This is a genomic window from Paenarthrobacter sp. Z7-10 (assembly GCF_026932795.1).
Classification (GTDB): Bacteria; Actinomycetota; Actinomycetes; order Actinomycetales; family Micrococcaceae; genus Arthrobacter_M.
This window is the reverse complement of sequence record NZ_JADPVH010000023.1, coordinates 1-26227: the sequence shown is the minus strand read 5'-3', so window position 1 is coordinate 26227 and position 26227 is coordinate 1. Positions and strand designations below refer to the sequence as shown.

Genomic DNA, 26227 nt, shown 5'->3' with positions numbered 1-26227 from the left:
CGTGCGAGGGTCGGCTTGAGCTGTGGATTTAACGACGGGAAACGGGTTTGGGGAGGTAGAGTCGAGGTATGGAGTTCGAGTCCAACGTATCCGGTTTCAGCATCACGCTGCAGCCCCGGATCGACGGTTCAGTAACCTCCCGGGGGCGGTCATTCCGCGCCCGACGGCGGAACCGGCACGGCCGCGGTCTGCGGGGGGATCTGCTGCTGCCACCGCTGCCCGGCATCCGAACCCGCGGGGATAAATTTGACGAAGTGGTGATGGAATCCGCGGAGCGGCTGAACGAGCTGTGGGGTGCTGCGATGGAAGCGGTGAACTTTATCGTCGAGGACATCCCAGGCTCACTCGAGGAGCTGGTCGCAGCCGGCGAGCGGGCTCCACTGGGAATCTGCCGCGCCGCGGGGGTCGAGGGGGCGGCGAGCATTATCATCTACCGCCGGCCGATCGAGCAGATCGCGGATAATTTCGATGAACTGCGCGAGATAGTCCACGAGGTGGTCATCGAGCAGGCAGCCGGAATCCTCAATGTCGCGCCGGAAACCGTGGATCCGATTTTCCGGCGGCCACGGCGCTTTTAGGTTCGCCAACCAGGGTCTGGATGCACGCGCCGAGGTTCTGCCGGGCTAATACCCGAGAATGACGTTCACGCTTTGTTCCCCTGCCACGCTGCGGGGAATGCCCAGTACCGACACTGCTGTATTGTCCTTTCCGCTGCCCGTGAACAGCTGCGCGCCATAGACCGGGTCGCCGGTGGCCGAGGCGATAAATCCTGCTGCCGAGCTGCCTCCCAGCTGCAGTGGGTCCACCAGTACGGTGGTTCCGCCCGCAACATCGACGGTCTTGACCGGCAGGAGTTTCCCCGCGCTGGTGACGGGTACCAGCGCGACTTTCGCCCGGCCCTCCGGCACCCCGAACGACAGTCGCGAGGCCGCATCCTTGGGCAGGATGATCAACGATCCACTGCCCAACTGTTCGGCCGCTGCGGAAAACCCGAAGTCCAGCCGCTGCCCGGCCTTGCTGCCATGAACCACCCGCGCGGTTGCGGCGAAGGCGGAGTCAGAGCGGGCCTCCACGGTGTAGGTGCCGGCTGGAAGTCCGGTGAGCGGCAGTTGCGAGACGCTGCCGGCCTTGGCTGTAAAAACTCCGCCGTGGGGCAGCGGGCTTTGACCACTGGTGCCATAGACCTTGACCTGGACGAGGGCGTCAGCACCGCTGGACACAACGACCTGCAGGGCGGCGGCTGCGTCGGCATAGCCGGCCTGGGCTGTGAGGTCCGCCGCCAGCTTGGGGTCCTGAACGTCGACGCCGGTAATCACCTGCCGCACCGCGGGCCCTGCCACGGGGTTCAGAATCTCCACGCCGCCGGGAGTCAGCCCGCGCAGGACGGATTGCTGGATACTGGCTGCAACCGGTCCACCTGTGCTTTTGAGCCGCACGGCCAGGTTCTTCTGATCGGCAGCGAGACCAGCCAGCACAATTGACCGCTTGGTCCCTGCCGGAACCAGCAGTCCCTTGGCGCCGGGAGCCGGCAGAACTCCCTGGTCGCCGTACAGATCCAGGCTGACCGTGGCCGCCGTGGAGGACGGGTTCACGATGTTCAGCACGGCGGTGCGTCCCACCGTGGTGCTGGCACCCATTAGCCATGCCTCATTCGACGGCGCTTGGCAATTGGCCGCGGCCAGTCCGGCCAAGTCTCCGTCGACAGCGGTATAGGTGAGCAGACCGTTGGCCGTCGTCTGCCGCCCCCCGAGCGGCTCGGCCCGCAGCACCGACGGTGCGCCGACGCTGTGCAGCGCCAGTATGGCGGCGCTGCGGCTATCCGGTGCGTCCGGCTGCGAAGGTACGGCCTGGGCTGCGGCAGCGGCTTCGGCGGCCGATGGCGCGGGAGCCAGTGTGGCCAGCGGGCCGCCCGGTCCCAGCGGGTCCAGAACCGTCTTGGGGAGCGCCCCGCGCTCCGAGCTGAGCAGCATCGCGCGTACCGCGGTCTTAGAGCTGGATGATACGGGTGAAAACTGCGGATCGCTGCCGGCCCCGGTGCCCGTCAGCAACCGGGCCGGTCCGGGGCAGCTTCGCACGCTCTGCCCGGCGGGTAGGGCGACAGGAACTGTGTCTGTCGTCCTGGATGCGGGAGGAGCCGGCAGGATCGACCCGGCCGTGATGACGCCAGCCGCAGCGACGGCGACACCTAAGCCTGCCAACAACGAGGTGACCATGCGCCGTCGTCGTCCGGTGGTCCGGGTGCGGAACGAAGCCGCGGGCGGGGCCTGGTCCGTGCTCGGCTGAATGTCCTCAAGCACGTGTACCCACCTTGCGCGATGTCCTGGTGCGGCCAGATCCGGATTGTCCGGCTGCTTGCGCATTGTTTGCGTTCGAGGAAACTGCGGCGGGGACGGATGAGCTGCGCATCGAGGCCTCGGTGCGGCCGGCACCCACCCGGCGCCGGGTGGCGGGGATGGGGATGGCCAGCAGCACCGTCAGCCCCAGCACCACCACGGTGATGATATTCCAGAGCAATGACCAGGGCCTGTGGTAGCCCACCTCCAGGTGTCCTCCTCCGGCCGGCAAGGTGAATGCCTGCGCCCAATCCGAGGTTAGCGGGACCAGCTTTCGGCCGTTCAGGGAAGCGCTCCAACCCGGGGCGGCCAACTCGGCGAGCACCAGCCGCCGATCATCGGCTCCTGCCGGCACAGTGGTGTCCACCTCTGTGTCTTCCGACGGGAGATACGAAAGAACGCCGCCGGCGCCATTGACGATCCGCACGCGTGAACCGATATCCGGATTCTGTCCGGCTGCGGTCGCGGCCGGGCTGACCCGCCACAGCCAACCAACATCGGTGGGGCCCACTGTGGCGAGCCCAGGCACGGCTTCGATCTGTGCCGCGAGCAGTTCGGTGGCGGTAGTACCGTGCTGCAGGACCACGAAGCCCACGCCCAAGGTGGCGAGCTCGGGACGGGGATCCACGCCGGTTCCGGCGACAACCGCCGCCACCGATTTACGAATAACAGCGCTGACGCTCCCCGGTGCCGAAGTGTTCTCCGCACCGGCTGCGCCTTCGATCCGGGCCGCCGCCGCAATAGTGGAGAGGGAATCCAACGTGGTCCCCGCGCCGCGCATCAGGGCGGCGCTGACGCTGTCATCGGCGTTTAGTGCGATCACCAGTGTGCGGCTGCGTTCGGGTCCGCTGCCGCGATCCGCGGCAGTGGCCGGAAGGGTTCGCGCAGCACTGGCATGAATCAGCGTCGGCACTCCGTAACCATCCGCGCCCGCAGTGGCCGCCGCGTCCGTGCCGGCGGCCGCCGTCATACTTTGTACGGTCCACAGCGTCAGGCTGGCCAGCGGGGACGCGGCCAGCACTACAGACACGACGACGGCGGCGGCACGTACCGGTTGGCGGCGCACATCCTGTCCGCGTCCCGGTCGACGCAGCAGTGCGTCAAGGCCGAGCACAGCGGCAGCCAGGAGGGCAAACGCCGTGACCGAAACGCTTGGCCCGCTGAACGGCGTCACCAGCGACGTGCCGCCAACTGCAACGGCGATCCGCCCGCAGAAATATCCGCTGGCCAGGGTCAGCACGGCCGTGCCCCACAGCGCCCTGACCAAGCCGCGCCGGCGGCCGGGCAACAGCAGCGCAGCCAAGGCCAGGAGCACCACAGGTGCGCCCACGGCCAGCATCGCCGTCAGCGCCCAGGGAAAATTACCGTCGGCAAACCAGGACAGACCAGTGATACCCGCGCCCGTTCCAGTCTGCACAGGCTGGCCAAGCACCTGCTGCCACAGCGGGGCATTGACGTAAGGCAACGGCACGCCGGGATCAGCCAGAATGGCGCGCGGGTGTTCCAGCGTGGACACCAAATAGGGCACGAACAGGGCGGCACTGGGTAGCAGCGACCACCACAGCGTCCGCCCACGCCGGCCAAGGCGGAGCATCGACAGCACGACGACGGCAATCGCCGGCAGCAGCAGGCTCGGCGCCGAGGCCGTGACGAGAGCCAGGCCCAACCCGGCGGCTGCGGCCGCTGTCCAGGACGGGGTGCCACCGGAACCCGGACGGCCGATCGGGCGTTGCTGACCTTTGCCGATGGCCGCGCCGGTGGCCCGGAGGACACCGAGTGCAACCCACGGAATCAGGACATGAGCCAGCAGTGCACCCAGCCTTCCCTGCCCGATGGCCACCTGCAGTGCAGGTGCAGCGCCCCAGATCAGGGCGGTGAGAAAACGGGCGCCGCGGTGCCGGGTCAGCGAGCCGGCAGCGAACCAGGCACCCAGACCGGCCAGCGGAAGGGCAAGAACCAGCAACCATCCCACCGCAGCCGAGCCATGGCCGAAGCCAACCGCCGCCAGCAGCCACAGAACATAGCCGAAGGGATCCCCATGTCCAGGCATGCCAGCCGCTGTGTGGATCCACCAGGCGGATGCGTTCTCCCAAATGTCGCCCAGGCTGTCGGAGAGCGGAAGCGCCGCCCCGCCAGCCACCGCGTCGGCACCGAGCAGCCGGGACAGCGCCAGCACCCCGGCCACCAGCAGCAGCAGACATGAGAGCAGGACGCCGGCGCTTTTGGCGCCGCGCGGTCCGCTGCTCAGGGCGGCAAAGTCATTCGCGGCGTCTCCGCTCGGGACCGGCATCGGTGCGGCGGCGTCCCTGAGGTCCGCGTCGTCCCGGGCGTCTTCTCCCACGGCAAGCGACTCGCGCATGGATCGCCGGTGCGACCAGATCTCCTGCCGGGATGTCTGCAGGCCGCGGATCACGGAACGTCCGACCGTTCGGGTGCGGGATGCGGCGGAGCGGCCCCGCGCTATAGCGAAAGGACGGCACAGCGCCGCACAGGTTGCCGTGAACTGACCCCCGCCATGGCCCGGATCCTTCAAGGCAATGCCAACGATCAGGCGGAAAATGCCACCGAATAACGCGCCGGCGGCCAGGAAGGGAACCGTCCACCACTGCCCGTGTTTGAGCCGCAGATGGATCTCGGCTTTGCGTGCGGACCTCGGTGTGGTCAACGAGTGCGGTCGCCGGGGAACATGGAACATCCGGGCCGCGGGAACCACCACCACGCGGTTTCCGGAGAGCCTGTTACGCCAACAAAAATCCACATCGTCACCGGTACTGGGCAGCGCCGGGTCGAATCCCCCCAGTTTGTCCCAAATGTCGCGCCGCACCAGCATGCCTGCCGAGTTCACGGCGAAGACGTCGCTGCGCCCGTCATACTGGCCTTGGTCCTGTTCCTCGACGTCGATCAGGGCAACGCGCTCGGCCCAGCGGCTGACCGACAGCCCAACGTCCAGGAGTTTGCGCGGCTGCGCCCATTCAAGTTGTTTACAGCCGGCCACTGTCACCGACGGTGCCCGTTCCACAGCATGGAGCAGCTCCGACAATGCATCAGGTGCCGGCGCCGCGTCATCGTGGAGCAGCCAGAGCCACTGCGCATCGGTCCGGGTCCCGCTTCCCGCGCTTCCAGCCGGAGCAAACTGCTCCAGAACTGCCTTGACGGCCGAACCGAATCCGCCCTTGGTCGGCACGTCGTGCCGCACACGGTCCTTGCCGATGGCGTCTTCGAGGAGTTGCGGAGAGTTATCGTCCGAGCCCACATCGCCGGCGAATACGGCGTCCGGGGACCGGGTCTGGGCCGCTACGGCCGCGAGGACGCGGGGGAGGTAATGGCCGCCGTCGTGCGCTATGACAATGGCGGTAACTGTTACTGCGGCAGGAATTAGACCGCTCGCTTCCGCAGACGACGCCGCTCCCGCTCGGAGAGTCCGCCCCAAATACCGAAGCGCTCATCGTTGGACAGCGCGTACTCCAAGCACTGGGACCTGACATTGCAGGCACCGCAGACCTTCTTGGCGTCGCGGGTGGAACCACCTTTTTCGGGAAAAAAGGCCTCCGGATCGGTCTGCGCGCAGAGGGCATCCGTTTGCCATCCCAATTCGCCTTCATCGCTGAAGTCGTCCTTGCGCGCCGGCAGTCCGATCCACACGGGCTGCACCGGCTGCGGGTTCTGCGGCAGCAACAGTTCCGCCGGTCCCCGCCGAAGGTCAGAGCGCAGATCCGCGTCGCGTTCCAAGGCTTCGTGGTCGGACAGGAAGGCAGTAGCCTGGTCGTCCAGCGACTCACGGGTACCCGCGCTGTACCGCTCGGCGGCCAGGGGATCTGCCGGGTCGACGTACCAGTCGGCGGGCACACCGCGCGACCCATACTGGGCGGATGCCTGCGATGCCAGTGCCGACTGGCTGGCCTGGGCTGCTGAACCTGCCGTGGACGGCTCTGCAAATGCCGTTGCACTGCGCTCTGCTTGTCCCATAATGGCCCCTCCTGAGGTGTCCGCCGCATCCTGTCAGCAGGCGTCAACGGGTACTTTGTATTGCTCTAATTACAGCGGTGTAATACGGTCCGCGTCAAGCGGCCGCTGATCTTATCCACATCCGACCCTTCCGGACCGGCACGCCACGCCCGGAAATTTCGCGGACCATCTCCGGCGTGGCGAAATCCGACCGGGAAAGCGGCGGACAGAAGCCCGGATTTCTGGGGTTGCACCTGTCCCAGGCGCGGCGGCAAACTTTTCCGACTGTGCCTGAGATCACTGCGGTAACCGGGGCCGGTCCCGCGACCTCCCAGCCGGTCCAACTACAGCCGGTCCAACGATGTCCGGTCCAACGATGGCAAGATACAAGTATGCCTGCTATGACGTCGCCAAGCTCCAGTATCGCTACATTGATGGCCGCCCTGCGTCAGAGGGATCCGACCGCGCCCCGACTGACCTGGTACGGACCACAGCAGGAGCGGATCGAACTCTCCGGTCGGGTGCTGGACAATTGGGCCGCCAAGACGGCCAATTTCCTGACCGACGAACTCGACGCCGAGCCGGGAACCACGCTGCTGCTCGATCTGCCCGCGCACTGGAAGTCGCTGTGCTGGGCCTTGGCTGGCTGGCAGTGCGGAACAAACCTTTGGCTCAGCCCCGAAAGCCCGGGTGCCGCACCAGTAGAGATCGCCGCGACTTCACGGCCCGAAGACTCCCCGCCGGCGGCGACGACCGTCGCCGTCGCTCTGGGTGCCTTGGACATGCGCTGGCGCGGCGCTCTGCCCGCCGGGATGGTGGATTACGCGGACCAGGTGCGCGCTCATGGCGACGTTTTCGCACCCTTCGCCAAAGCCTCCGATAACGACGTGGCCCTCATGGCTGCCGGTCAAGAAATAACCTACGGTGACCTCTTGACCGATTATTCGAAGCCGGCAGCAAAGCCGGGGCGGGTACTGCTGCAGACGGATCTGCTGGAGAAGGCGGTGCGCGCTGCCCTGGGGATCTGGGCCGGTGGCGGCTCTCTGGTGCTGGTCCATCCGGATGTCGAGGTTACGGAGGCCCTGATTAATTCGGAAAAGGTCACCGTCAGCTAGTCTCGACCGTCCGAACGGTCCGAAGCCGGACCCTGCCCACTCGAAGCCGGACCCTGCGCGGGGCAGGACCCGCAGACCCGAGGCTCCCGTCCTGCTGCGGACATACCCGGTCCCGGATCAGTGTTTGGAGTCGGTCTCCGGCTTGGTGGTGTCCACGGCCACGTTGCCCAGGGACGCCTTCTTTCGTGCGGCTTCTCGTCCGTCGCCCTCAATCAGCTCATGGTCCCTTGCGTAGCCCGGCTCTTCATCCAACTCCTCGGTGAAGACCCAGAACCGATAAGCAAAGAACCGGAAGATGGTGCCCAGCACCAGGCCTACAACGCTTCCGGCCATAAAATCGGCAAAGGCTGAAGTAAAACCGAGTACCCAGTGTGAGACATATACGCAGGCGCCAGCGATGCCGATACCGATGCCATTCATCAGGGCGAAGAGCAGGATTTCGCGGCCAATGTTGGCGCGTCGCCGGTGCCGAAAAGTCCAGTAGCGGTTCGCGACCCAGGAGAAAATCGTGGCCACGACCGCGGAGATTATTTTCGCCTTCGTCGGATGATCGGCCAGCGAGCCATTTCGCAGCCAAAGGAAAATGCTGGTGTCGATGACGAAACCGATTCCACCCACCACACCAAATTTGGCGACCTCGCGCCAAAAGAGCCCGACAAGGCCTTTAAAGCGCTCGATAAGTGACTGAAACATGATCCTCCAGAATGGCCGCGTCCTAAGGTGGCTTGTGGCGTGGACTCCCGACGCCCGCGGGCCGCCTGCATCAGCGTTTTCCGGCGGGCGGCCCCAGCTAACGGCCAACAAGTTATTCTACGGGCAAAGGCTTGACGTTTGCCGAGCCGCGGCTGGCAAAGTGCCCCAGCTGCCCGCGTCGGCCCTGCCGACCCCGGTTTAGCCCAAACCGTTGGGTACGCTTGGGTCGTGACTTTTCCTGTTATTGGCGTTGTTGGCGGTGGCCAGCTGGCCCGCATGATGGCCCCTGCCGCCGTCGCCCTTGGTTTCAAACTCCGCGTCCTGGCCGAAGCGCCGGACGTCTCCGCCGTCGGAGCGGCGGCCTTTTCCGAGGTGGGCGATTACCGCGATCTGGACACCCTGCGCCGGTTTGCCAAGGGCGTCGACGTCCTTACTTTTGACCACGAGCATGTTCCGGCCGAGCACCTGCGCACCCTGATAGGCGAGGGCATCAACGTCCAGCCCGGGCCCGCTGCACTGATCCACGCACAGGACAAACTGGTGATGCGTGCCGCCATCGAACGGTTGGGGCTGCCGAATCCGGCCTGGGCAGCGGTCCGGAGCGTGGCGGACGTCGTCTCCTTCGGTAACGCCCACGGCTGGCCCGTGGTGCTGAAGATGCCACGCGGTGGCTACGACGGCAAGGGCGTCAAAATGCTCGACGACGCCGCGGCCGCCGGCGCCGCTGAGGAATGGTTCGGGGCGATGAACCCGCTCTTGGTGGAGGCCAAGGTGGAATTCAGCCGGGAGCTGTCCGCCTTGGTGGCGCGCACCCCCGGTGGGGAAGCACACGGCTGGCCGGTTGTGGAGTCGATCCAGCGCGACGGCGTGTGCGACGAAGTGATTGCGCCGGCACCGGGGCTTGCGCCGGAGGTCGCGGCCGCGGCCACCGAAGCGGCGCTGCGGATTGCCGCAGAGCTGGGCGTCACCGGCGTTATGGCCGTGGAGTTGTTTGAAACGCCCGGCTCCGAGGTCGGCTTCCTGGTTAACGAATTGGCCATGCGTCCCCACAACACCGGGCACTGGACCATTGACGGCTCCGCCACGTCTCAGTTTGAACAGCACCTGCGCGCCGTGCTGAACCTGCCCTTAGGAGCGACGACGGTGCTCGGCGCCACGGTGGTGATGAAAAATTTTCTGGGCGGTGACAATCAGGACATCTTTGCGGCATATCCGGCGGCTCTGGCGGCAGATCCCGCAGTCAAAGTGCACAGCTATGGCAAGTCCGTCCGTCCCGGGAGGAAGATTGGCCACGTGAGTGTGGTGGGCGGCGCCGGCGAGAGCATTGCCGCGCTGCGGAACCGGGCCGCCTTGGTGGCGGCCATACTACGTGATGGCCCGGCTGACACCGCAGCCGGCCGGGAGATCCCCGGGACCGCCGCCGAAACAGCAGAGAAGGAAAGCCGATGAGCGAGCAAAGCAACAGGAACCGGCTGAACCGAGGCCGAACTGGAACGGCCGGGTCGGGGGCAGCGCCGCTGGTCGGTTTGGTGATGGGCTCGGATTCGGATTGGCCGGTGATGGAGGCCGCGGCGGAAGCCTTGGCCGAGTTCGGTATTCCCTTTGAGGCAGATGTCGTCTCCGCGCACCGAATGCCGGCAGAGATGCTGGCCTATGGACAGGGTGCCGCGGCGCGCGGCCTCCGCGTGCTGATCGCCGGTGCCGGCGGCGCGGCTCACTTGCCGGGCATGCTGGCCTCCGTAACCACGCTGCCCGTCGTCGGCGTTCCGGTGGCACTGAAAACCCTTGACGGGCTCGATTCGCTGCTCTCCATCGTCCAAATGCCAGCCGGCGTCCCGGTGGCGACAGTCTCGATCGGCGGAGCCCGCAACGCCGGGCTGCTGGCCGTACGCATCCTCGCCGCTGGGACGGATCCGCTGGCCGCGCAGCTGCGCATTGAGCTGGCAGATTTCGCCAGCGAGCTGAATCGTGTGGCCAGTGCCAAAGGCGCCGCACTGGCCCAAAAAGTCCAAACCGTTTTCCCGTCTCCGCAGGCACACTCCTCCCCTGGGCAGACCGCTAGGCAGGATCCATGAGCATCACCAGCGGGCAGATTTCACGTTCGTCCAGAAAACCGATGGTCTTGACCAACCCGGTCCGCTATCCGCAGGCGGCTCCGCCTCCGGTGCGCATCAAACGCGCCTTCCTGCTGCTGCTGATGACCCTGCTGGTGCCCGGCAGCGCCCAGGTGGTGGCGGGGAACCGGAAATTGGGACGAGTGGCGCTGCGGGTCACCTTCCTGGTGTGGCTGTTGGCCGTGCTGGCCGTGCTGCTCGCCCTTTTCAGCCGCGTGGCACTGCTCACCGTCTTCACCAACCCGTTCACCTCCATCTTCGTGATCGCCCTGTTGGTGTTCCTTGCGCTGGGCTGGGCCTTCCTGTTCCTGGACACGCTGCGGATCATCCGGCCGCCGCTGCTGGAACCGGGCATGCGCGGCATCATCAGCGGCGCCCTGGTGGTGCTGATGGTGCTCACCTCCGGTTCCATCGGCTACGGTGCTTATCTGATCAACGTTGGGCGCAACGCCATCAGCGACATTTTCAACGCCAGCGGGCCTACCATGGCACCGGTGAACGGCCGCTACAATTTCCTGATCATGGGCGGCGACGCCGGCGCCAACCGCAGCGGGCGCCGACCGGACAGCATCATCGTGGTCAGCGTCGATGCAACGACCGGCGCGGCCGTCACCATCAGCATCCCGCGCAACCTGCAGAACGCCCAGTTCCCGGCAGATTCACCGATGCACGCTATCTATCCGGATGGTTACAACTGCGGCGACAACTGCATCATCAACTTCCTCTATACCGAAGTGACACAAAAGTACGCCAACCTATATCCCGGCCGGCCGGACCCTGGAGCGGCCGCGATGATGGATGCCGCCTCAGGTACCCTCGGCCTGAAAATCCAGGGTTACGTGCTCATCGACATGGCAGGATTCTCCAAGCTCATCGACGCCCTGGGCGGGGTCAAAATCAATGCCGGCGGCTGGGTGCCGATCAGCGGAGATGACGTCAACGGCGACGGCACACATCTGCCCCCCACCGGATGGATCGCCCCGGGTGAACAAACCCTGGACGGGTACCACGCGCTGTGGTACGCCCGCTCGCGCCAATGGGTGCTGGAGTACTCGCGCAGCCAGCGCCAGCAATGCATCCAGCAGGCGCTGCTGCACCAGATGGACCCGACCACTGTGCTGACAAAATTCGAATCCATTGCCAATGCTGGAACCAAAGTTATTGAGTCCGACATTCCTGCCGCGCAGCTGGGTAGTTTCGTGGACCTGGCGCTGAAGTCCAAACAGCATCCGCTCCAGCGACTCACAATCGGGCCGCCGGACTTTGGAATAAATTTCTCCACCTATCCCGATTTCCCGACGATCCATGCACGGGTCCAGGATCTGATCTCCGGCAAGACGAAGGCGCCGGTGCCGTCCGCGGCTTCCGGCGGTGCCGCAAAGGCTCCCTCGGCCCCTGCAGCGGCGGGCCAGTCGTCCCCGGCTCCCGCAGCTGCGGCACCTGCCGCACCTGCCGCACCTGCGGCGCCGAAGCCTCAAGTCACGCAGGCCTACCTGCAACAGTTGGCCGAACAGGGCAATGACGCGGCCCTGGAGGGGCTGCTGGCCAACAACGGCAATTGCACGCCCGGATAGCTGCTTCCTCAAGGAGAACCGATGTATAGCCTGACGAACGTGCTGCGCCCCTACGCTTGGGGCTCGACGACGGCGATAGCACAGCTGCTGGGACGAGAGCCGTCCGGTTCTCCCGAGGCCGAGCTGTGGTTGGGGGCGCACCCGGATTCGCCTTCGCAGGCGGTCCTGCCCGATGGCACGGCCATGGCTCTCGACGCACTGATCCAAGCCGATCCGGAGGCTGCCCTCGGCTCCGTGGCCCAATCCGCCTTTGGCGACAAGCTGCCGTTCTTGCTCAAGATCCTGGCCGCCGAGCAGCCTTTGTCGCTGCAGGTGCACCCCACCCAGGAGCAGGCCAGGGCAGGCTTTGCGGCTGAAGAGGCGGCCGGTGTGCCCCGGACGGCGGCAGAGCGGAATTACAAGGACGACAACCACAAGCCAGAGATGATTCTGGCCCTGACCCACTTCGCGGCTCTCTGCGGATTCCGTCCCATCGCCGGAACGCTCAGCCTGCTGGAAGACCTGGCCTCCCGCTTCGAGGAGGCGGGCGAGCCGGAACCGAGCGTATTGGCCGAGGTCCGCCACCTTCTTGCCGGCGAGGACGAGCGTGCGGCACTCCGTGCGGCCTTTGAACTCCTGATTAGCGGCGGAACTGCGGTGGAAGCCGCCACGGCCGCCACCGCTGCATTGCTGCGCTCCGGCGCACCGCACAGCGCGGATTCGCAGTATGCCGCGGAATTATCCACGGTCGTCAGTCTGCAGGAGCTCTACCCGACGGATCCGGGGGTCCTGATTTCGCTGCTGCTCAACCGCGTCTCACTCTCCCCCGGCGAGGCCATCTACCTGCCGGCCGGCAACATCCACGCCTATTTGCGGGGCATGGGAGTGGAGGTCATGGCCTCCTCGGACAATGTGCTGCGTGGCGGCCTGACGGCAAAATATGTGGACGTGCCGGAATTGATGAAGACGGTGGATTTCGCGGCCCAGCCGGTACCGCTGATCGCCGAACAAACAACCGAACTGGGCCAGCAGCTCTGGACCCCGCCGTTCCGGGAGTTCGCGCTGCAGCGGGCGGAACTGCGTCCGGACGATGGGCCGGTTCCGCTGGCGCAGAACGGCCCGCTGCTGCTGATCGCGGTCTCCGGCTCCGTCCTGTTGGACTCCCCGCGCGGAGACCTGCGTCTGGAGCGTGGCGGCAGCGCCTTCATCCCGGCCTACGAAAGTCCGATCCTGCTGCATCCGGTCAGCGGTGCCGCGGAGAACGCCGTCGTCTTCGCCGTGACCATCCCTCCGCAGCCCTGACCCAAACCCGCCGCGCTGCAGCCCCGGTAATTCCGCGAAACCCAAGCTTGCCGCGAAACCCCAGCTGTATCACTCGGGTTTGGCGGCCTTGCCCGGGTTTCGCGGGTTGAGCCGGCCGGGCAGGCCCCGCGCCTTCCGGATCCCCCTGCGGGCCAGTGGCAGGGCCCGGGCGTAGAGCGGATACAGCGGCGACAGCGGCCTGTCCCAGCTTCCGGCCAGCTGATCCTCATGGTCCGCGAAACCGAATTTGAACTGGGAAACCCCGTCATTGAGCAGACCATTAAAGTCGTAACGGGAGATGCCGCGTTCCTTCATCGCCGTAATCGCCGTCCACTTAAGGGAGAAATTCGCCCGCAGCGTGCTGCCGTCGTCGTTCATTCCACCGTATAGCTCAAAGGCGGTGCTGCCGCTGGCGGCCAGCCACAGGAACGCCACGACGCGCTCACCGCGGAAGGCGCCAAATACCGGCGAATCCTCGCCCAGGTTGTCGAAAAGATCGAGGTAATAGCTGTCCGTGTGAATACCGAAACCCGCGCGCGCGGCGGTGAGCCGGTAGACGGCCAGGCACTGGGCCAGTTCGCTGCGATCCACCCGCCGGTAGGACAAGTCTTCGCGGGAGGACTTGCGGATGTACTGGCGGGTTTTCTTGGTCATCGCCGCCAGCAGTTCCTCCTCGGACCGATTCAGATCCAGGATCAGCGTGCGCGGAATCAGGATCGTATTGCTGGACGGCTTCCACCAAGCGGCTCCCAGCGCGGTGGCCTGGCCGGAGTCCTGCCGCCAGTCCGGTTCAATACTGAGCACAACCGGGCGGTGCCGGGCCTTGGTGAAGGCGGCCACGGCGTCCAGCACCTCGGTGCTGTGCCCTTCTGCCGCCTGAGGTCCGCGGGCAACGTAGGCCAGCGATCGGAACGGGAACGGCAGCCGGCGGAAGAGCACCTGTGCTGAGCCAACAACGTCACCGGCCGAACCTTTGACCAGCAGCCGCTCTACGGTCCAGCTATGCGCCGCCTTGGTCTGGCCCCAGCCCCACAACTGCATGGGATGGCCGCCAGCGGCGTTGACCTCGCTGTCCCATCGGTTCCGGTCAGTGCACACTTCCACGCTCAAACTCATACCCCAACCCTATCCGCAGCCGCCGCTACCGGCCTCTGCTGCCCGCACGACAGTGATCCCGCGAAGCGACAGAGCTTTTCGGTAATTCGCCGTCATTTCGCGGGATCACTGTCCCTTACGCCGTCATTTTGCGCGATCGCTGCCCCTTTGCGGTCAAGCCTCCGGGGACGCGCCAACTAAGACAGGCGGGCGTAGGACTCCCATTTGTGCGCCTGGTGCTCCCCGTCGACGAAACGGATGGTGCCGGATTTGGAGCGCATCACAATGGATTGGGTGAGCACCTTGTTTTTGTCGTAGCGCACGCCGCGCAGCAGGTCCCCATCCGTAATGCCGGTTGCGGCGAAATAGCAGTTGTCACTGGTGACCAGGTCGTTCGTGGAGAGCACACGGTCCAGATCGTGGCCAGCATCGATCGCTTTCTGTTTCTCCTCGTCGTTGGTGGGCCAGAGCCGTCCTTGGATCACGCCACCGAGGGTCTTGATGGCGCAGGCCGCCACGATTCCTTCCGGCGTCCCGCCAACCCCCATCAGGGCATCGACGCCGGTTCCGATCCGCGCCGCCGCGATGGCACCCGCCACGTCTCCGTCCATGATGATCTTGGTGCGGGCACCCGCGTTCCGGATTTCATCGATCAGCGGCCGGTGCCGGTCCCGATCCAAAACCATTACGGTCAGCTGGTTAACCTTTACGCCCTTGGCCTTGGCGATAAGGTGAAGGTTCTGCTTAACGGGCAGGCGCAGATCCACCATGTCCGCCGCCTCGGGCCCGGTGACGAGCTTCTCCATGTAAAACACCGCAGACGGATCGAACATGGTGCCGCGTTCGGCCACAGCCAGCACGGCGAGTGCATTGTTAATGCCCAAGGCGGTCAGCCGGGTTCCATCGATCGGGTCCACGGCGACGTCGCACTCGGGCCCGGAGCCATCCCCGACCTGCTCACCGTTATACAGCATCGGGGCCTGGTCCTTTTCGCCCTCGCCGATGACGACTACGCCGTTGAAGTGCACAGTGGAGAGCAACGACCGCATGGCGTCAACGGCGGCACCGTCGGCCTTGTTCTTGTCCCCGAAGCCCACCCAGTGTCCGCCGGCAATGGCTGCGGCCTCGGTAACCCTGACCAGTTCCAGCGCCAGATTCCGGTCCGGTTCGTCGTCGCCCACGGCCAGCGCCGGGGAAAGTGTCGAGTAGCGGGCTGCCTGTTTTGCGTCAGTCACGTTTACCTCATCCTTGAGTTTCGTTGGCCACTCGGGTTCGCCGCACCAGCAGGTGCACAGCGGCTTCCCGTCCCTACGATCATAGTTCGCCGTGGCCCTGACAGCGCCGTGTGTTTCGTCTCATGCGCGAAAGAGTGCCCGGATAGGCGACTATAGAAGGGTGAGTGAAACGCAGAACCCGGCCCCGGCCGCCAACACCTCAACGCCCGGCCGGGATCGCGCCGCGGATCCCGTCCCCGCTGCCCCGAAGCCGGTGATCCCGGCGGCGGCGGCCAAACGTGCCAACGCCTCTGTGATGGGCATGGTGCTGGCCCTGCTGGTCAGTTTCGCCGTCATCCTGCCCATCATCCTGCTCAATGTGCACCCAAAGTCCCAGGTCTACCGGCCACCGGTGGACGTGGCTGCCGTGGCCGCGCAGGCGAAGGACGCCGCCGGATTTACCCCTGCCGCAGCGGTCCTCCCGGACGGCTGGAGCACCAACTATGCCCGCTGGTCCGGCGCCGGACCCGACGGAGTACCCACCTGGGAGGTCGGTTACGTGACACCGGATCAGCAATTCATCGCCCTGACGCAGACGGCCAAGTCGAACCCAACCTGGTTGTCGCAGCACACCAACAACGCCCCGATTACCGGCGACCGGCCGGTGGGCAACAGCGACTGGCAACTGCGGGACAAACCGGGTGTGGACAAGAGTCTTATCCTGCAGCACGGGGGCACAACCCTGGTCCTGACCGGCAGCGCGCAGCTGAAGGAATTCGATGTGCTGGCGGCCGCCGTCGTCAATTCTCTTGACGCTTCACGCAGCACCGCGGGAGCAAGCAAATGAGCGGGCACAAAGACTGCGCCGCCGATCGCCCCTTCGGCCAAGTGCTGACGCCGGCACAGGCCTGGACGAAGCTGCGGGACGGCAATAACCGGTTTGTCAGCGGTACGTCCTCACACCCTAACCAGGATGCCTCTCACCGCGCCGCCCTGGTGAATACGCAGCACCCGTTTGCCGTCATATTCGGTTGCTCCGACTCACGCCTGGCCGCGGAAATAATTTTCGATCTGGGCCTCGGGGACGCTTTTGTGGTGCGGACCGCGGGACATGTGATTGATAACACCGTGCTGGGCTCGCTGGAGTACAGCATTGACTACCTGCAGGTGCCGCTGATCGTCATTCTTGGCCACGACAGCTGCGGTGCCGTGACAGCCACCAAGGGCGCGGTGGAGACAGGTGCGATGCCCGCTGGTTTCGTCCGCGATCTGGTGGAGCGCATCACCCCCTCGGTCCTCACCTCGCTGCGGAATGGCGAGACCGAAGTGAACGAAATGGTGGTCGAACACGTCAAGCAGACCGCGCAACGGCTGGTGGAGACCTCCCCTGTCATCGCCGCTGCGCTCGAACAGCAGCGAACCGCCGTCGTCGGGCTGTCTTATCGCCTCGACGAGGGACGGGCGGAACTGGTCTCGACTTTCGGCACGCTCTAGCGACGCCTGCGGCAGCTCCCGCAGGTCGGCCCCGAAGCCATGGAATCATCCGTGGAACCTGTGCTCCACATCGGCGCATCCGCGCACCGGCGGTTTCGGCGGAGCCTGCGGCGGGCGTTATTCTTGGAATCATGACTGAGACTTCCGCCCCCGTGACCGACCAGCAGTTCCGCATTGAACACGACACGATGGGCGAGGTCCGGGTTCCGGTCAACGCCCTGTATAGTGCCCAGACGCAGCGTGCGGTCGAAAATTTCCCGATCTCCGGCGCCACGCTGGAACGGGCGCATATTGCGGCCCTGGCCCGGATTAAGAAGGCAGCTGCCACGGCGAATGCCGAATTGGGCGTGTTGGACGACGACCTGGCCCGGGCCATCGAGGCGGCGGCCGAGGAGGTCGCATCAGGCAAGTACGACGACGACTTCCCCATCGACATTTTCCAGACCGGGTCCGGAACGTCGTCGAACATGAACATCAACGAGGTCATCGCCGAACTCGCCTCGCGCGCGCTGAAGTCCGCGGGCAGCGACAAGGTGGTGCATCCGAACGACCATGTCAACGCGTCACAGTCCTCCAACGACGTCTTCCCCACTTCGGTGCACGTTGCGGCAACGTCGGCGCTGATCAATGACCTCATCCCGGCGCTGGAATACCTGGCCGCTTCGCTGGAGCGCAAGGCGGAGGAATTCGCCGGCGTCGTCAAGTCCGGCCGCACCCACCTGATGGATGCCACGCCCGTAACGCTGGGACAGGAATTCGGCGGCTACGCCGCACAGATGCGCTACGCCGTCGAACGCATCCAGGCATCCCTGCCGCGGGTGGCCGAGGTGCCGCTGGGCGGGACCGCCGTCGGCACCGGCATCAACACCCCAGCCGGCTTCCCGCAGCGCGTCATCGCCCTGCTGGCCGAAGAGACCGGGCTTCCGCTGACCGAAGCGCGCAACCATTTCGAGGCACAGGCCAACCGCGACGGCCTGATCGAGGCCTCCGGGCAGCTGCGCAATATCGCCTACTCGATCATGAAGATCAGCAACGACCTGCGCTGGCTCGGCTCCGGACCGAACACTGGGCTGGGCGAAATCGCGATCCCCGACTTGCAGCCGGGCTCCTCGATCATGCCGGGCAAGGTCAATCCGGTGATCTGCGAGGCGGCCATCATGGTCGCCGCGCAGGTGATCGGCAACGACACCACGATTGCGTTGTCCTCCACGAACGGTGCCTTTGAGCTCAATGTGGGGATCCCGGTGATGGCCGCCAACCTGCTGCAGTCCATCCGGCTGCTGACCAACACCAGCCGGGTAATGGCGGACAAGATGATCGACGGCATCAGCGCCAATGTGGAGCGCGCACGCTTCCTCGCGGAAGCCTCGCCTTCGATTGTGACCCCGCTGAACAAGTTCATCGGCTACGAGAACGCGGCCAAGATCGCCAAGCACGCGGTCAAGGACGGCCTTACGATCCGTCAATCCGTGCTGGCGCTGGGCTTCCTGGAACGCGGCGAACTGACCGAGGAGCAGTTGGACAAGGCGCTGGATGTTCTCTCCATGACGAAGCCGCCGCAGTAACAAAACTGGGTACAGGGGTCGGGAGAAATTTGCACCATGACGTAAGTAGTGCAAATATGTACTAATGAGCGATAGTGCAAAGTTGGACGACGGCGGTGGCCTCCGCGAGCGCAAGCGCGCCGCCACCCGGGCGGCCATCACCGCGGCAGCGCGCTCCCTCACGGCGGGACGCGGCCTGCACGGATACACGGTCGAAGAGCTGTGTGAGCAGGTGGGCATTTCCCGCCGCACCTTCTTCAACTACTTCCCCACCAAGGAAGACGCCCTCATCGGCCATTTTGACGACGAGGTTTCCGAAGAATTGGTAGCGGCTTTTCTCGCCGGTGGAAAGGATTCTCCGGCTGGCACTATTTCCCCCACGCTGCTCCAGGATCTGCTGGAATTCCTGCTGGGCATCGCCTCGGGCATGTCCATGCCGCGCGAGGACATCGCCCAGCTGATTGAGGTCATCGGCAAGGAGCCGCAGATCATGGCCAAGATGGTGGGCGCCTCGGAAACCCGCGAGGAGGATTTCGCCGAACTCATTGCCCGGCGCGAGGGCGTCAGATCAGATCACCCGATGGTGCAGATGGCCACTTTGCTTTTTGGGGCCATCGCACGAAAGTCCAGCTCCCAGTACTTCAGCCCGGGCGCCAGCAAGGATTATCGTGCCCTCCTGCTGACCAACGTCCATGCCGCGGTCGAACTTTTCTCCCAAGCAGTCACCGCCCCCTCCCTCACAACTCCCTCCGTCACCACCCCCTCCGTCACCACCCCCTCCGTCACCACCCCCTCCGTCACCACCCGAGGACCCTCATGAGCACCGCCATCGCTGCCCCACCGCTGCTTCTCACACAGCGGCGGATCTGGATCATCTTCTCCGCGCTGATCGCCGGAATGCTGCTCTCCAGCCTTGACCAGACCATCGTCTCCACTGCCATGCCCACCATTGTCGGCAAGCTGGGCGGCGTGGAAAACCAGGCCTGGATCACCACCGCCTATCTGCTGGCGACCACCATCGTGATGCCCATCTACGGCAAGTTTGGCGATGTTCTGGGACGGCGGAACCTGTTCCTGATTGCCATCGCGCTGTTCACGCTGGCGTCGGCCGGCGCCGCCTTCTCCACGAGCTTCTGGACCTTCGTCGTCTTCCGTGCAGGGCCTGGGCGGCGGTGGGCTGATGATCCTTTCGCAGGCCATCATTGCGGACATCGTCCCGGCGGACCAGCGCGGTAAATATATGGGACCCTTGGGCGGGATCTTCGGTCTTTCGGCTGTCGGCGGCCCTCTCCTGGGTGGCTACTTCGTGGACCACCTGACCTGGGAATGGGCGTTCTACATCAACATCCCGGTGGGGATCGCCGCCTTCGCCATCGCCTGGGTCACGCTGACCCTGCCGAACAAGAAGGCCACCAAGCCGGTGGACATTGCCGGTGTCGTCCTGCTCTCGCTCTTCACCGCCGCCCTGATCTTCTTCACGGACTTCGGTGGCAAGGCGGACAAGGCCGGCCAGAACCTCTACGGTTGGGACTCGCTGCTAACCTGGGCCTGCGGGGCCGTCGTGGTGCTGGCCGCCATCGCCTTCGTCTCCGTCGAACGGAAGGCGGCGGATCCAATCATTCCGCTGAGTCTGTTCCGGAACCGTATTTTCGTCAACTCCACCGCGATCGGCTTCACCCTCGGTCTGGGCATGTTCGCAGCCCTCGCCTTCGTACCGACGTTCCTGCAGATGTCCTCCGGAACTTCAGCCGCCGTCTCCGGGCTGCTGATGCTGCCGATGATGGTCGGATTGATGGGCACATCGATCTACTCCGGCATCGCCATCTCCAAGACCGGCAAGTACAAGATGTACCCGATCTTGGGTGCCATCCTGACCATCACCGCCATGCTGTGGTTCACGACCCTGACGGCCTCCACGCCGATCTGGATCATCTGCATCCAGCTGTTCGTCTTCGGAGCCGGCCTGGGCCTGATCATGCAGGTCATCGTCCTCGTGGTCCAGAATGCCGTGCCGGTCACTGAGATCGGCACCGCCACGAGCACGAACAACTATTTCCGAGAGGTCGGCGCTGCGCTGGGAGTGGCAGTATTTGGATCCATCTTCACGACACGGTTGGCGACCTCACTGACCCAGGCTTTCACCGGCGCAGGAGCCAGTGCGGCGGACGCAGCACCCCAGGCCACCTCGACACTGGACCCCGAAACACTCGCTGCGCTGCCCGGCGCCGTCAGGGACGCCATCATCACCGCTTACGCGGATTCGCTGGGCCCGGTGTTCTGAACCTGGTGCCGTTCCTGGTCGTGGCCCTGGTTCTGGCGCTGACCCTGAAGGTGATCCCGCTGAGCAGTACCGCCGGCATGGACGATGATCATGCCGCGGGGCCCGGGCAACTCATCTCCTGATTCCGCGGTCAATTCCCGGGTTTGGGCGCTCAGCGTTGGAAGTGAGTTTCCCCGCTGAAGTCCAGCGCCCATTGCAGCCGCGCCCGGTGCGTGCCGGCGAGCTCGGGCAGTGCGTCGAGCTCAAACCAGCCAACCGCCAGTGACTCGTCGTCACCGACTGCGACCTGCCCGGACGCAGCCCGGCCACGGAAGACCAGGTTCATGAACTGGCACTTGTCCCCATTTGGGAATTCGATCGCGTCCTCACTGTGCACCGCCACCAAAGACTCGATCCGCACCGTAACGCCAGTTTCTTCCAGAACTTCACGGGCCGCGCCGATGGCCGGTTCTTCGCCGGGATCCAGCATGCCGGTGATCAGCGTCCACCGGCCGGTGTCGGCGCGTTGACCCAGCAGAACACGGCCGTCGTCGTCGAACACGACAGCCGTCACGCCGGGCAGCCACAGCAGGTCATGGCCGATTTTTTCGCGCAGTTTGAGGACAAAATCCGGGGTTGGCATACCTCAGACTATCCGGACACCAACAGCATGGACGCGAGCGCCCCGCCGAGCATGAACGGGCCGAACGGAATCTGCGTCCTGCCATTTCCCCGGCGCGTCACAATCAGGGCGACGCCCCAGACCCCGCCCAGCAGGAACGCAGCCACGGTGCCGTAGAGCACCTGACTCCAGCCCAGAAAACCCAGATCTAGACCCAGCAGGAGCGCCAATTTCACGTCCCCCATTCCCATCCCAGCCGGATGCAGAAGCCGAAGTCCCAAATAGAAGCACCACAGGGCTACGGCTGCCAGCACCGTGCGTGCTGCGGCCGCAGCATCACCGGAGAGCAGACAGGCGAGCACCAGCACGGGACCGGCGGCGGCACACGCGGGAAAAATGATCCGGTTCGGCAGCAGGTGGGTGCGGATGTCAATCACGCTCAGCCGCACGGCCACCAGCACAAAATACCCGCATGCCAACGCCGTCATCCACCAGGACACCGGATGGCCCGGCAATAACCCGCTCAGGCGAACGATCATAGCCGAATGCTACCCGGGTGCCTCCCTTTCCGCTTATCCCGATGCGTAAACTGTGGATATGGACGCGATGGTGGAGCGGTTCCGGAACCTGTGCAGATCCTCCCCCTGGAAATGGCAGAGCCTGCGCTTCGAACTTTCGTGGCAACACCCTGACAAGCTGTCCGCGTCCACGCCCGAGCACCTGTTCAATCGCTTACCCGCTGCCATGCCCGACCCCCGGCCTGAGCACAGGTTCAGCACCGACCGGCCAGGCGCGGCCCCCGGTGAGACCGACAACGAGCCGGGATCCGACGCCCCGGATGCCGGCCCGGGAGCTCTGCACTGCTGGTTGCGCCGCCCGCAGGCGCTGCGCGTGGAGACCGTGAGCGGCGTCCTGCTGCACAGCACCACGGGCATCAACGACTCCAAGGACGCCCTCTTCACCAGTGGCACCAGGAAGCCCTGGCTGTTGCCCGCCTACCTGGTGACACCGGTGTACGACGACGACGGGCTGGTCCGCCGCCGGCCGGAGGCGGCCTATGGGGAGCCAGCCTATGGCGATGCACGGTTCGCCGCCGTGCTGGATCCAGTGGAATTGGCCGGCAACGCGCCGGTTCCGTTGGACTTTCCCTTTGCCAACGTGGCCGAAGTGGGCCCCGTAACGGTCGTTGATGAAGGCGGCCGCACCTCATTGGAGAGCATTCTCACCGCTAATGTCAGCTACCATCCGGCCCTAGCGGCGGCGCCGCTGCTCTATCCCGGACGTACCGCCATCCGCATCGATGCCGGAACCGGGGTCTGCGTCGCCAGCCGGTCGCTGGATGGCTCCACCGCCGGAGCCGGACACATCCTGGAAATCCTGGCCGTGGATGAGTACATGCTGGATGACCTCTTCCTGGAGGTCAGCATGGGGCTCACTGACGTCCGCAAGCACATCAGCTGGGACATCGGCCCGGCCGCCTGATCCGCGGCCGCCGGGCTTCTGTCCCAAAATCCTGCATCCATCCCCTGCTAGACCTCCGCCTCCTCCAGCAGTTCCGTCACGAGGGCGGCGATCGGAGACCGCTCGGATCTGGTCAGCGTTATGTGACCGAAGAGCGGATGGCCCTTGAGCGTTTCCACGACGGCGGCTATGCCGTCGTGGCGTCCCACCCTCAGGTTGTCCCGCTGGGCGACGTCGTGGGTGAGGACAATCTTTGAACTCTGTCCCATCCGGCTCATCACCGTCAGCAGGACGTTTTTTTCCAGCGACTGGGCCTCATCGACAATGACGAAGGCATCGTTCAGCGAGCGGCCGCGGATATGCGTCAGCGGCATCACCTCCAGCATCCCCCGGTCCATCACTTCCTCCACCACTTCCTGGGACACCAGCGCCCCCAGGGTGTCGAACACGGCCTGAGCCCAAGGGTTCATTTTCTCGCCCTCCGAGCCCGGCAGGTAGCCCAACTCCTGGCCGCCCACCGCGTACAGCGGGCGGAATACGATCACCTTGCGGTGCTCGCGGCGCTCCAATACCGCCTCCAGCCCGGCACAGAGCGCCAGCGCGGACTTTCCGGTACCCGCCCGGCCACCGAGGGAAACAATGCCCACTTCGGGGTCCATCAGCAGATCTATGGCCAACCGCTGCTCGGCAGAGCGCCCGTGCAGGCCAAAAATATCCCGGTCCCCTTTCACCAGCCGGACCTGCTTGTCCGCCCCGACCCGGCCCAGCGCCGAGCCGCGGTTGGACAGCAGCACCAACCCGGTGTTGGTGGGCAATTCCGCGGCCGCCGGGATGAATACCGGTTCGTGTCCGTACAGCGCTCCGATCTCGTCCTCGAGCACATCCAACTCGGCCATCCCCGTCCAGCCGCTGTCGCGCACCAACTCATTGCGGTACTCGTCCGCCTGCAGCCCCATCGCCGAAGCCTTTACCCGCATCGGCAAGTCCTTGGACACCACAGTGACGTTGCGGCCCTCGTTGGCCAGATTCATCGCCACGGCCAGGATCCGGCTGTCATTGTCCCCACTTCGGAACCCCGCCGGCAGCACCTCCGCCGAAATGTGGTTCAGCTCCACCCGCAGCGAGCCGCCCTCCGTTCCAATCGGCAGCGACTTATTCAGCCCGCCGTGCTCAATCCGCAGTTCGTCCAGCAGCCGCAGCGCCTTGCGGGCGAAATAGCCCAGCTCCGGGTCATGCCGCTTGCCCTCCAGCTCGGAAATCACCACGATCGGCAGGATCACCTCATGTTCGGCGAAACGCAGGATCGCCCGCGGATCCGAAAGCAGGACGGAAGTATCCACCACGTAGCTGCGTACTGCCGTCGACGGCTGCACCACCGGATGCGAAAGGCCGGCAGCATCCTTAGGTGCTGTGCCGGCCTTCCTGGCTCCCGTTCCTGCCCACGCGCTGCTCACAGCAGCCTTCGTTGCAACATCCTGTGCCCGTTCAGAAATAGTCACATCGACTCCAGCCCCGGGCGCACGCACCCGGAATTGTTAGGGTAAGGCGGGCCGCCGGAAGACCGCGCGCGGCCTCCTCTGCATGCTGCGCAAATTCTGCGCTTCATAGCTGGCCTCCCGACCGCCGGGCGGTGTGCCGTGGCGATAAGACCAAGCTACGCCTATGAACGCGGCCACGTAATGAAGCGGTGGATAAACGGTTGCCGTGTGTCGTGGGGACACGCACGACGACGGCAAGTCCGGACGGGGACACGCACGACGACGGCAAGTCCGGACGGGGACACGCACGACGACGGCAAGTCCGGACGGGGACGCTGGGAAGTCCTTCGTCCGCCGCCTTTGGGGTATCTTCAGGCGCCGAAGCGCCGCTGCCGGCCGGCGTAGTCGCGCAGCGCGCGCAGAAAGTCCACTTTGCGGAAAGCCGGCCAGAGCGCCTCGCAGAAATAGAACTCGCTGTAGGCGCTCTGCCACATCAGGAAGCCGGAGAGGCGCTGCTCGCCGGAGGTGCGGATCACCAGGTCGGGATCGGGTTGGCCGCGTGTGTAGAGGTATTTGGAAATATCATCCACATCCAACTGGTCGGCCAGGACGCCGATGTCCCGCCCCTGCGCCACCGCGTCCCGCAGCAGTTCGCGCACCGCATCCACGATTTCACGCCGGCCCCCGTATCCCACAGCGACGTTCACATGCAGCCGCTCCTGTTTGGGCCGGCGAGCGGCCAGACCGGAGAGCCGCTCGGCCAGGTAATCCGGAAGCAGCTCCGGCGCACCCATGGCGTGGACGCTGATGGTGGCGTCTTCGTCCAGCCGGTCAAGGGTATTGGCAATGATGCCCATCAGGACGTCCAGCTCTTCGGCCGAGCGCCCCATGTTGTCGGTGGACAGCATGTAGAGGGTGACGACTTTGACGCCGAGCTCCTGGCACCAGCCCAGGAATTCGAGGATTTTGTCCGCGCCGGCCTGATGGCCCTGGCGTGTGGGGGCATTGAATTGCTTGGCCCAGCGGCGGTTACCATCCACCATGACACCAATGTGGTTGGGGATCCGCTCCAGGTCCAGCGAGCGCCTCAGCCGCCGTTCGTAGAAGTCATAGAGTAAGCCCGGTATTCTCTGTGGCCACGAGTACGGCTGCAAAGAATGTCACCTGGCTTCCACTGGCTGGGCCTTGTGGCCACAATGATCTGCTTTTTTCTGCGTTGCCGCAGCTTTTCCTACGTTACCCGCAGCCGCGCCAATTCCGGACCAGCCCCCGCCGTCCCCGCAGCGCCGCCGCATGCACCTAACGACAGTGCCGCCGCATGCGCCCAGCAGCAACCCCGGCAGCGCCGCTGCTTGGACGAGACAGCGGCCCCAACCCTTCGCGCCTCGTTGTTAGAATTCTGACCATGACGAGCAAGGCTTTCCGCAGCTCCGATGAAAACTCCAGACAGCATGCCGGCTCCGCCACAGACAAGTTGGTGCCGGCACTTGACTTCAAGCCAACCTGGCGCGGCTGGATACACCTTGGTGCCACGCCTGCGGCCCTCGCCGCGGGCATCGTGCTGATCTGCATTGCGCCCTCTGCCTTGGCTAAAGTGACCTCGGCTGTCTATGCCTTCACCGGTGTCCTGCTTTTTGGCACCAGCGCCCTGTACCACCGTGGCAATTGGTCGCCACGGGGCAAAGCCGTACTGAAACGGCTGGATCATTCCAACATCATGCTGGTGATAGCTGGCACTTACACGCCGTTATCCGCGTTGCTTCTGCCGCCTGCGAAGGCAACTCTGCTGCTGTGGGTGATTTGGGTGGGCGCCGTTCTGGGCGTGCTGTTTCGTGTGCTCTGGGTCGGTGCCCCGCTGGCGAGTAGCGCTTGGTGGTAGCGCCAGTCCATGTAGTTGGTAGCAAGTTTCCGGGAACACGGTAGCGCTGGCGGGCGGTGTACTGCTCTGCTGTGAAAGGCCAACGCATAAGGCGTTGTCCTTTCATTGTTAAGGGCGGGTTCATG

General features: G+C 65.1%; 22 protein-coding genes and 2 pseudogenes. 14 read left to right on the top strand and 10 right to left on the bottom strand.

What is annotated here, in order from left to right; all coding sequences use genetic code 11:
- Window positions 1-68 precede the first annotated feature (68 nt).
- Entirely contained in the window at window positions 69-578 is a 510-nt protein-coding gene (locus IV498_RS08775; RefSeq protein WP_269046183.1) for a metallopeptidase family protein, read from the top strand.
- A gap of 45 nt (window positions 579-623) precedes the next feature.
- On the opposite strand, the gene IV498_RS08770 is transcribed toward IV498_RS08775, so the two are convergent.
- Window positions 624-1970: a DUF5719 family protein gene (locus IV498_RS08770; RefSeq protein ID WP_269046182.1), complete on the bottom strand. Its 1347-nt coding sequence runs from the start codon at window positions 1968-1970 to the stop codon at window positions 624-626.
- A gap of 136 nt (window positions 1971-2106) precedes the next feature.
- On the opposite strand from IV498_RS08770, the gene IV498_RS08765 reads away from it, so the two are divergent.
- Complete coding sequence (locus tag IV498_RS08765) at window positions 2107-2283, top strand: hypothetical protein (RefSeq protein WP_269046181.1); 177 nt, start codon at window positions 2107-2109, stop codon at window positions 2281-2283.
- Window positions 2284-2289: 6 nt separating this feature from the next.
- On the opposite strand, the gene IV498_RS08760 is transcribed toward IV498_RS08765, so the two are convergent.
- Window positions 2290-5763, bottom strand: a complete 3474-nt coding sequence (locus IV498_RS08760) for a glycosyltransferase (protein ID WP_269046180.1) — start codon at window positions 5761-5763, stop codon at window positions 2290-2292.
- Window positions 5709-6299, bottom strand: a complete 591-nt coding sequence (locus IV498_RS08755; RefSeq protein WP_269046179.1) for a WhiB family transcriptional regulator — start codon at window positions 6297-6299, stop codon at window positions 5709-5711. Before IV498_RS08755 ends, IV498_RS08760 begins: the two co-directional genes overlap by 55 nt.
- A gap of 380 nt (window positions 6300-6679) precedes the next feature.
- Here IV498_RS08755 and IV498_RS08750 point away from each other — a divergent pair, with 380 nt between their 5' ends.
- On the top strand, window positions 6680-7393 hold the full coding sequence (locus tag IV498_RS08750; protein WP_269046178.1) for a TIGR03089 family protein: 714 nt from the start codon (window positions 6680-6682) through the stop codon (window positions 7391-7393).
- A gap of 117 nt (window positions 7394-7510) precedes the next feature.
- Here the strand turns inward: IV498_RS08750 and IV498_RS08745 are convergent, their stop codons facing one another.
- The gene (locus tag IV498_RS08745) at window positions 7511-8086 is read right to left on the bottom strand and encodes a GtrA family protein (RefSeq protein ID WP_269046177.1); all 576 of its coding nucleotides are present in this window, start codon (window positions 8084-8086) and stop codon (window positions 7511-7513) included.
- A 228-nt stretch (window positions 8087-8314) separates the two neighbouring features.
- Between IV498_RS08745 and IV498_RS08740 the strand changes: the two genes are divergently transcribed.
- The 4 genes from IV498_RS08740 (at window position 8315) to manA (ending at window position 13055) form a co-directional block, all read left to right on the top strand.
- A complete protein-coding gene (locus IV498_RS08740; protein WP_269046176.1) occupies window positions 8315-9535 on the top strand; it encodes a 5-(carboxyamino)imidazole ribonucleotide synthase in 1221 nt (406 codons plus the stop codon).
- A gap of 83 nt (window positions 9536-9618) precedes the next feature.
- The gene (gene purE / locus IV498_RS08735) at window positions 9619-10161 is read left to right on the top strand and encodes a 5-(carboxyamino)imidazole ribonucleotide mutase (RefSeq protein ID WP_269046201.1); all 543 of its coding nucleotides are present in this window, start codon (window positions 9619-9621) and stop codon (window positions 10159-10161) included.
- Window positions 10158-11774: an LCP family protein gene (locus IV498_RS08730; RefSeq protein WP_269046175.1), complete on the top strand. Its 1617-nt coding sequence runs from the start codon at window positions 10158-10160 to the stop codon at window positions 11772-11774. The genes purE and IV498_RS08730 overlap by 4 nt, the downstream gene beginning before the upstream one ends.
- 21 nt (window positions 11775-11795) lie before the next feature.
- On the top strand, window positions 11796-13055 hold the full coding sequence (gene manA, locus IV498_RS08725; RefSeq protein WP_269046174.1) for a mannose-6-phosphate isomerase, class I: 1260 nt from the start codon (window positions 11796-11798) through the stop codon (window positions 13053-13055).
- Window positions 13056-13124: 69 nt separating this feature from the next.
- On the opposite strand, the gene IV498_RS08720 is transcribed toward manA, so the two are convergent.
- Together IV498_RS08720 and glpX are read right to left on the bottom strand one after the other, a co-directional pair.
- Entirely contained in the window at window positions 13125-14171 is a 1047-nt protein-coding gene (locus tag IV498_RS08720) for a lipid II:glycine glycyltransferase FemX (RefSeq protein WP_269046173.1), read from the bottom strand.
- Window positions 14172-14347: 176 nt separating this feature from the next.
- Entirely contained in the window at window positions 14348-15385 is a 1038-nt protein-coding gene (glpX, locus tag IV498_RS08715) for a class II fructose-bisphosphatase (RefSeq protein WP_269046172.1), read from the bottom strand.
- A gap of 160 nt (window positions 15386-15545) precedes the next feature.
- Between glpX and IV498_RS08710 the strand changes: the two genes are divergently transcribed.
- The 5 genes and pseudogenes from IV498_RS08710 to IV498_RS08690 all read left to right on the top strand — a co-directional run bounded on the left by IV498_RS08710 (window position 15546) and on the right by IV498_RS08690 (window position 20805).
- On the top strand, window positions 15546-16211 hold the full coding sequence (locus IV498_RS08710) for a DUF4245 domain-containing protein (protein ID WP_269046171.1): 666 nt from the start codon (window positions 15546-15548) through the stop codon (window positions 16209-16211).
- Entirely contained in the window at window positions 16208-16858 is a 651-nt protein-coding gene (locus tag IV498_RS08705; RefSeq protein WP_269046170.1) for a carbonic anhydrase, read from the top strand. The genes IV498_RS08710 and IV498_RS08705 overlap by 4 nt, the downstream gene beginning before the upstream one ends.
- Window positions 16859-16989: 131 nt before the next feature.
- Window positions 16990-18423, top strand: a complete 1434-nt coding sequence (locus IV498_RS08700) for a class II fumarate hydratase (protein ID WP_269046169.1) — start codon at window positions 16990-16992, stop codon at window positions 18421-18423.
- Between the two features lie 64 nt (window positions 18424-18487).
- Window positions 18488-19222, top strand: a complete 735-nt coding sequence (locus tag IV498_RS08695) for a TetR/AcrR family transcriptional regulator (RefSeq protein WP_269046168.1) — start codon at window positions 18488-18490, stop codon at window positions 19220-19222.
- Window positions 19219-20805 (top strand): annotated as a pseudogene (locus IV498_RS08690) (MDR family MFS transporter). The gene IV498_RS08695 and the pseudogene IV498_RS08690 overlap by 4 nt, the downstream one beginning before the upstream one ends.
- 29 nt (window positions 20806-20834) lie before the next feature.
- Here IV498_RS08690 and IV498_RS08685 read toward each other — a convergent pair.
- Window positions 20835-21305, bottom strand: a complete 471-nt coding sequence (locus IV498_RS08685; protein WP_269046167.1) for an NUDIX hydrolase — start codon at window positions 21303-21305, stop codon at window positions 20835-20837.
- 8 nt (window positions 21306-21313) lie between these two features.
- Window positions 21314-21823: a prepilin peptidase gene (locus IV498_RS08680; protein ID WP_269046166.1), complete on the bottom strand. Its 510-nt coding sequence runs from the start codon at window positions 21821-21823 to the stop codon at window positions 21314-21316.
- Between the two features lie 58 nt (window positions 21824-21881).
- Here IV498_RS08680 and IV498_RS08675 point away from each other — a divergent pair, with 58 nt between their 5' ends.
- Window positions 21882-22766 carry a hypothetical protein gene (locus tag IV498_RS08675; protein WP_269046165.1) on the top strand — a complete coding sequence of 295 codons (885 nt, stop codon included), beginning with the start codon at window positions 21882-21884 and terminating at the stop codon, window positions 22764-22766.
- A gap of 47 nt (window positions 22767-22813) precedes the next feature.
- Here the strand turns inward: IV498_RS08675 and IV498_RS08670 are convergent, their stop codons facing one another.
- Both IV498_RS08670 and IV498_RS08665 read right to left on the bottom strand, forming a co-directional pair.
- On the bottom strand, window positions 22814-24121 hold the full coding sequence (locus IV498_RS08670; RefSeq protein WP_269046200.1) for a PhoH family protein: 1308 nt from the start codon (window positions 24119-24121) through the stop codon (window positions 22814-22816).
- A 473-nt stretch (window positions 24122-24594) separates the two neighbouring features.
- Entirely contained in the window at window positions 24595-25377 is a 783-nt protein-coding gene (locus IV498_RS08665) for an isoprenyl transferase (RefSeq protein WP_330059339.1), read from the bottom strand.
- A 251-nt stretch (window positions 25378-25628) separates the two neighbouring features.
- On the opposite strand from IV498_RS08665, the pseudogene trhA reads away from it, so the two are divergent.
- Window positions 25629-26078 (top strand): annotated as a pseudogene (trhA, locus tag IV498_RS08660) (PAQR family membrane homeostasis protein TrhA); the annotation flags it as partial.
- Window positions 26079-26227 lie beyond the last annotated feature (149 nt).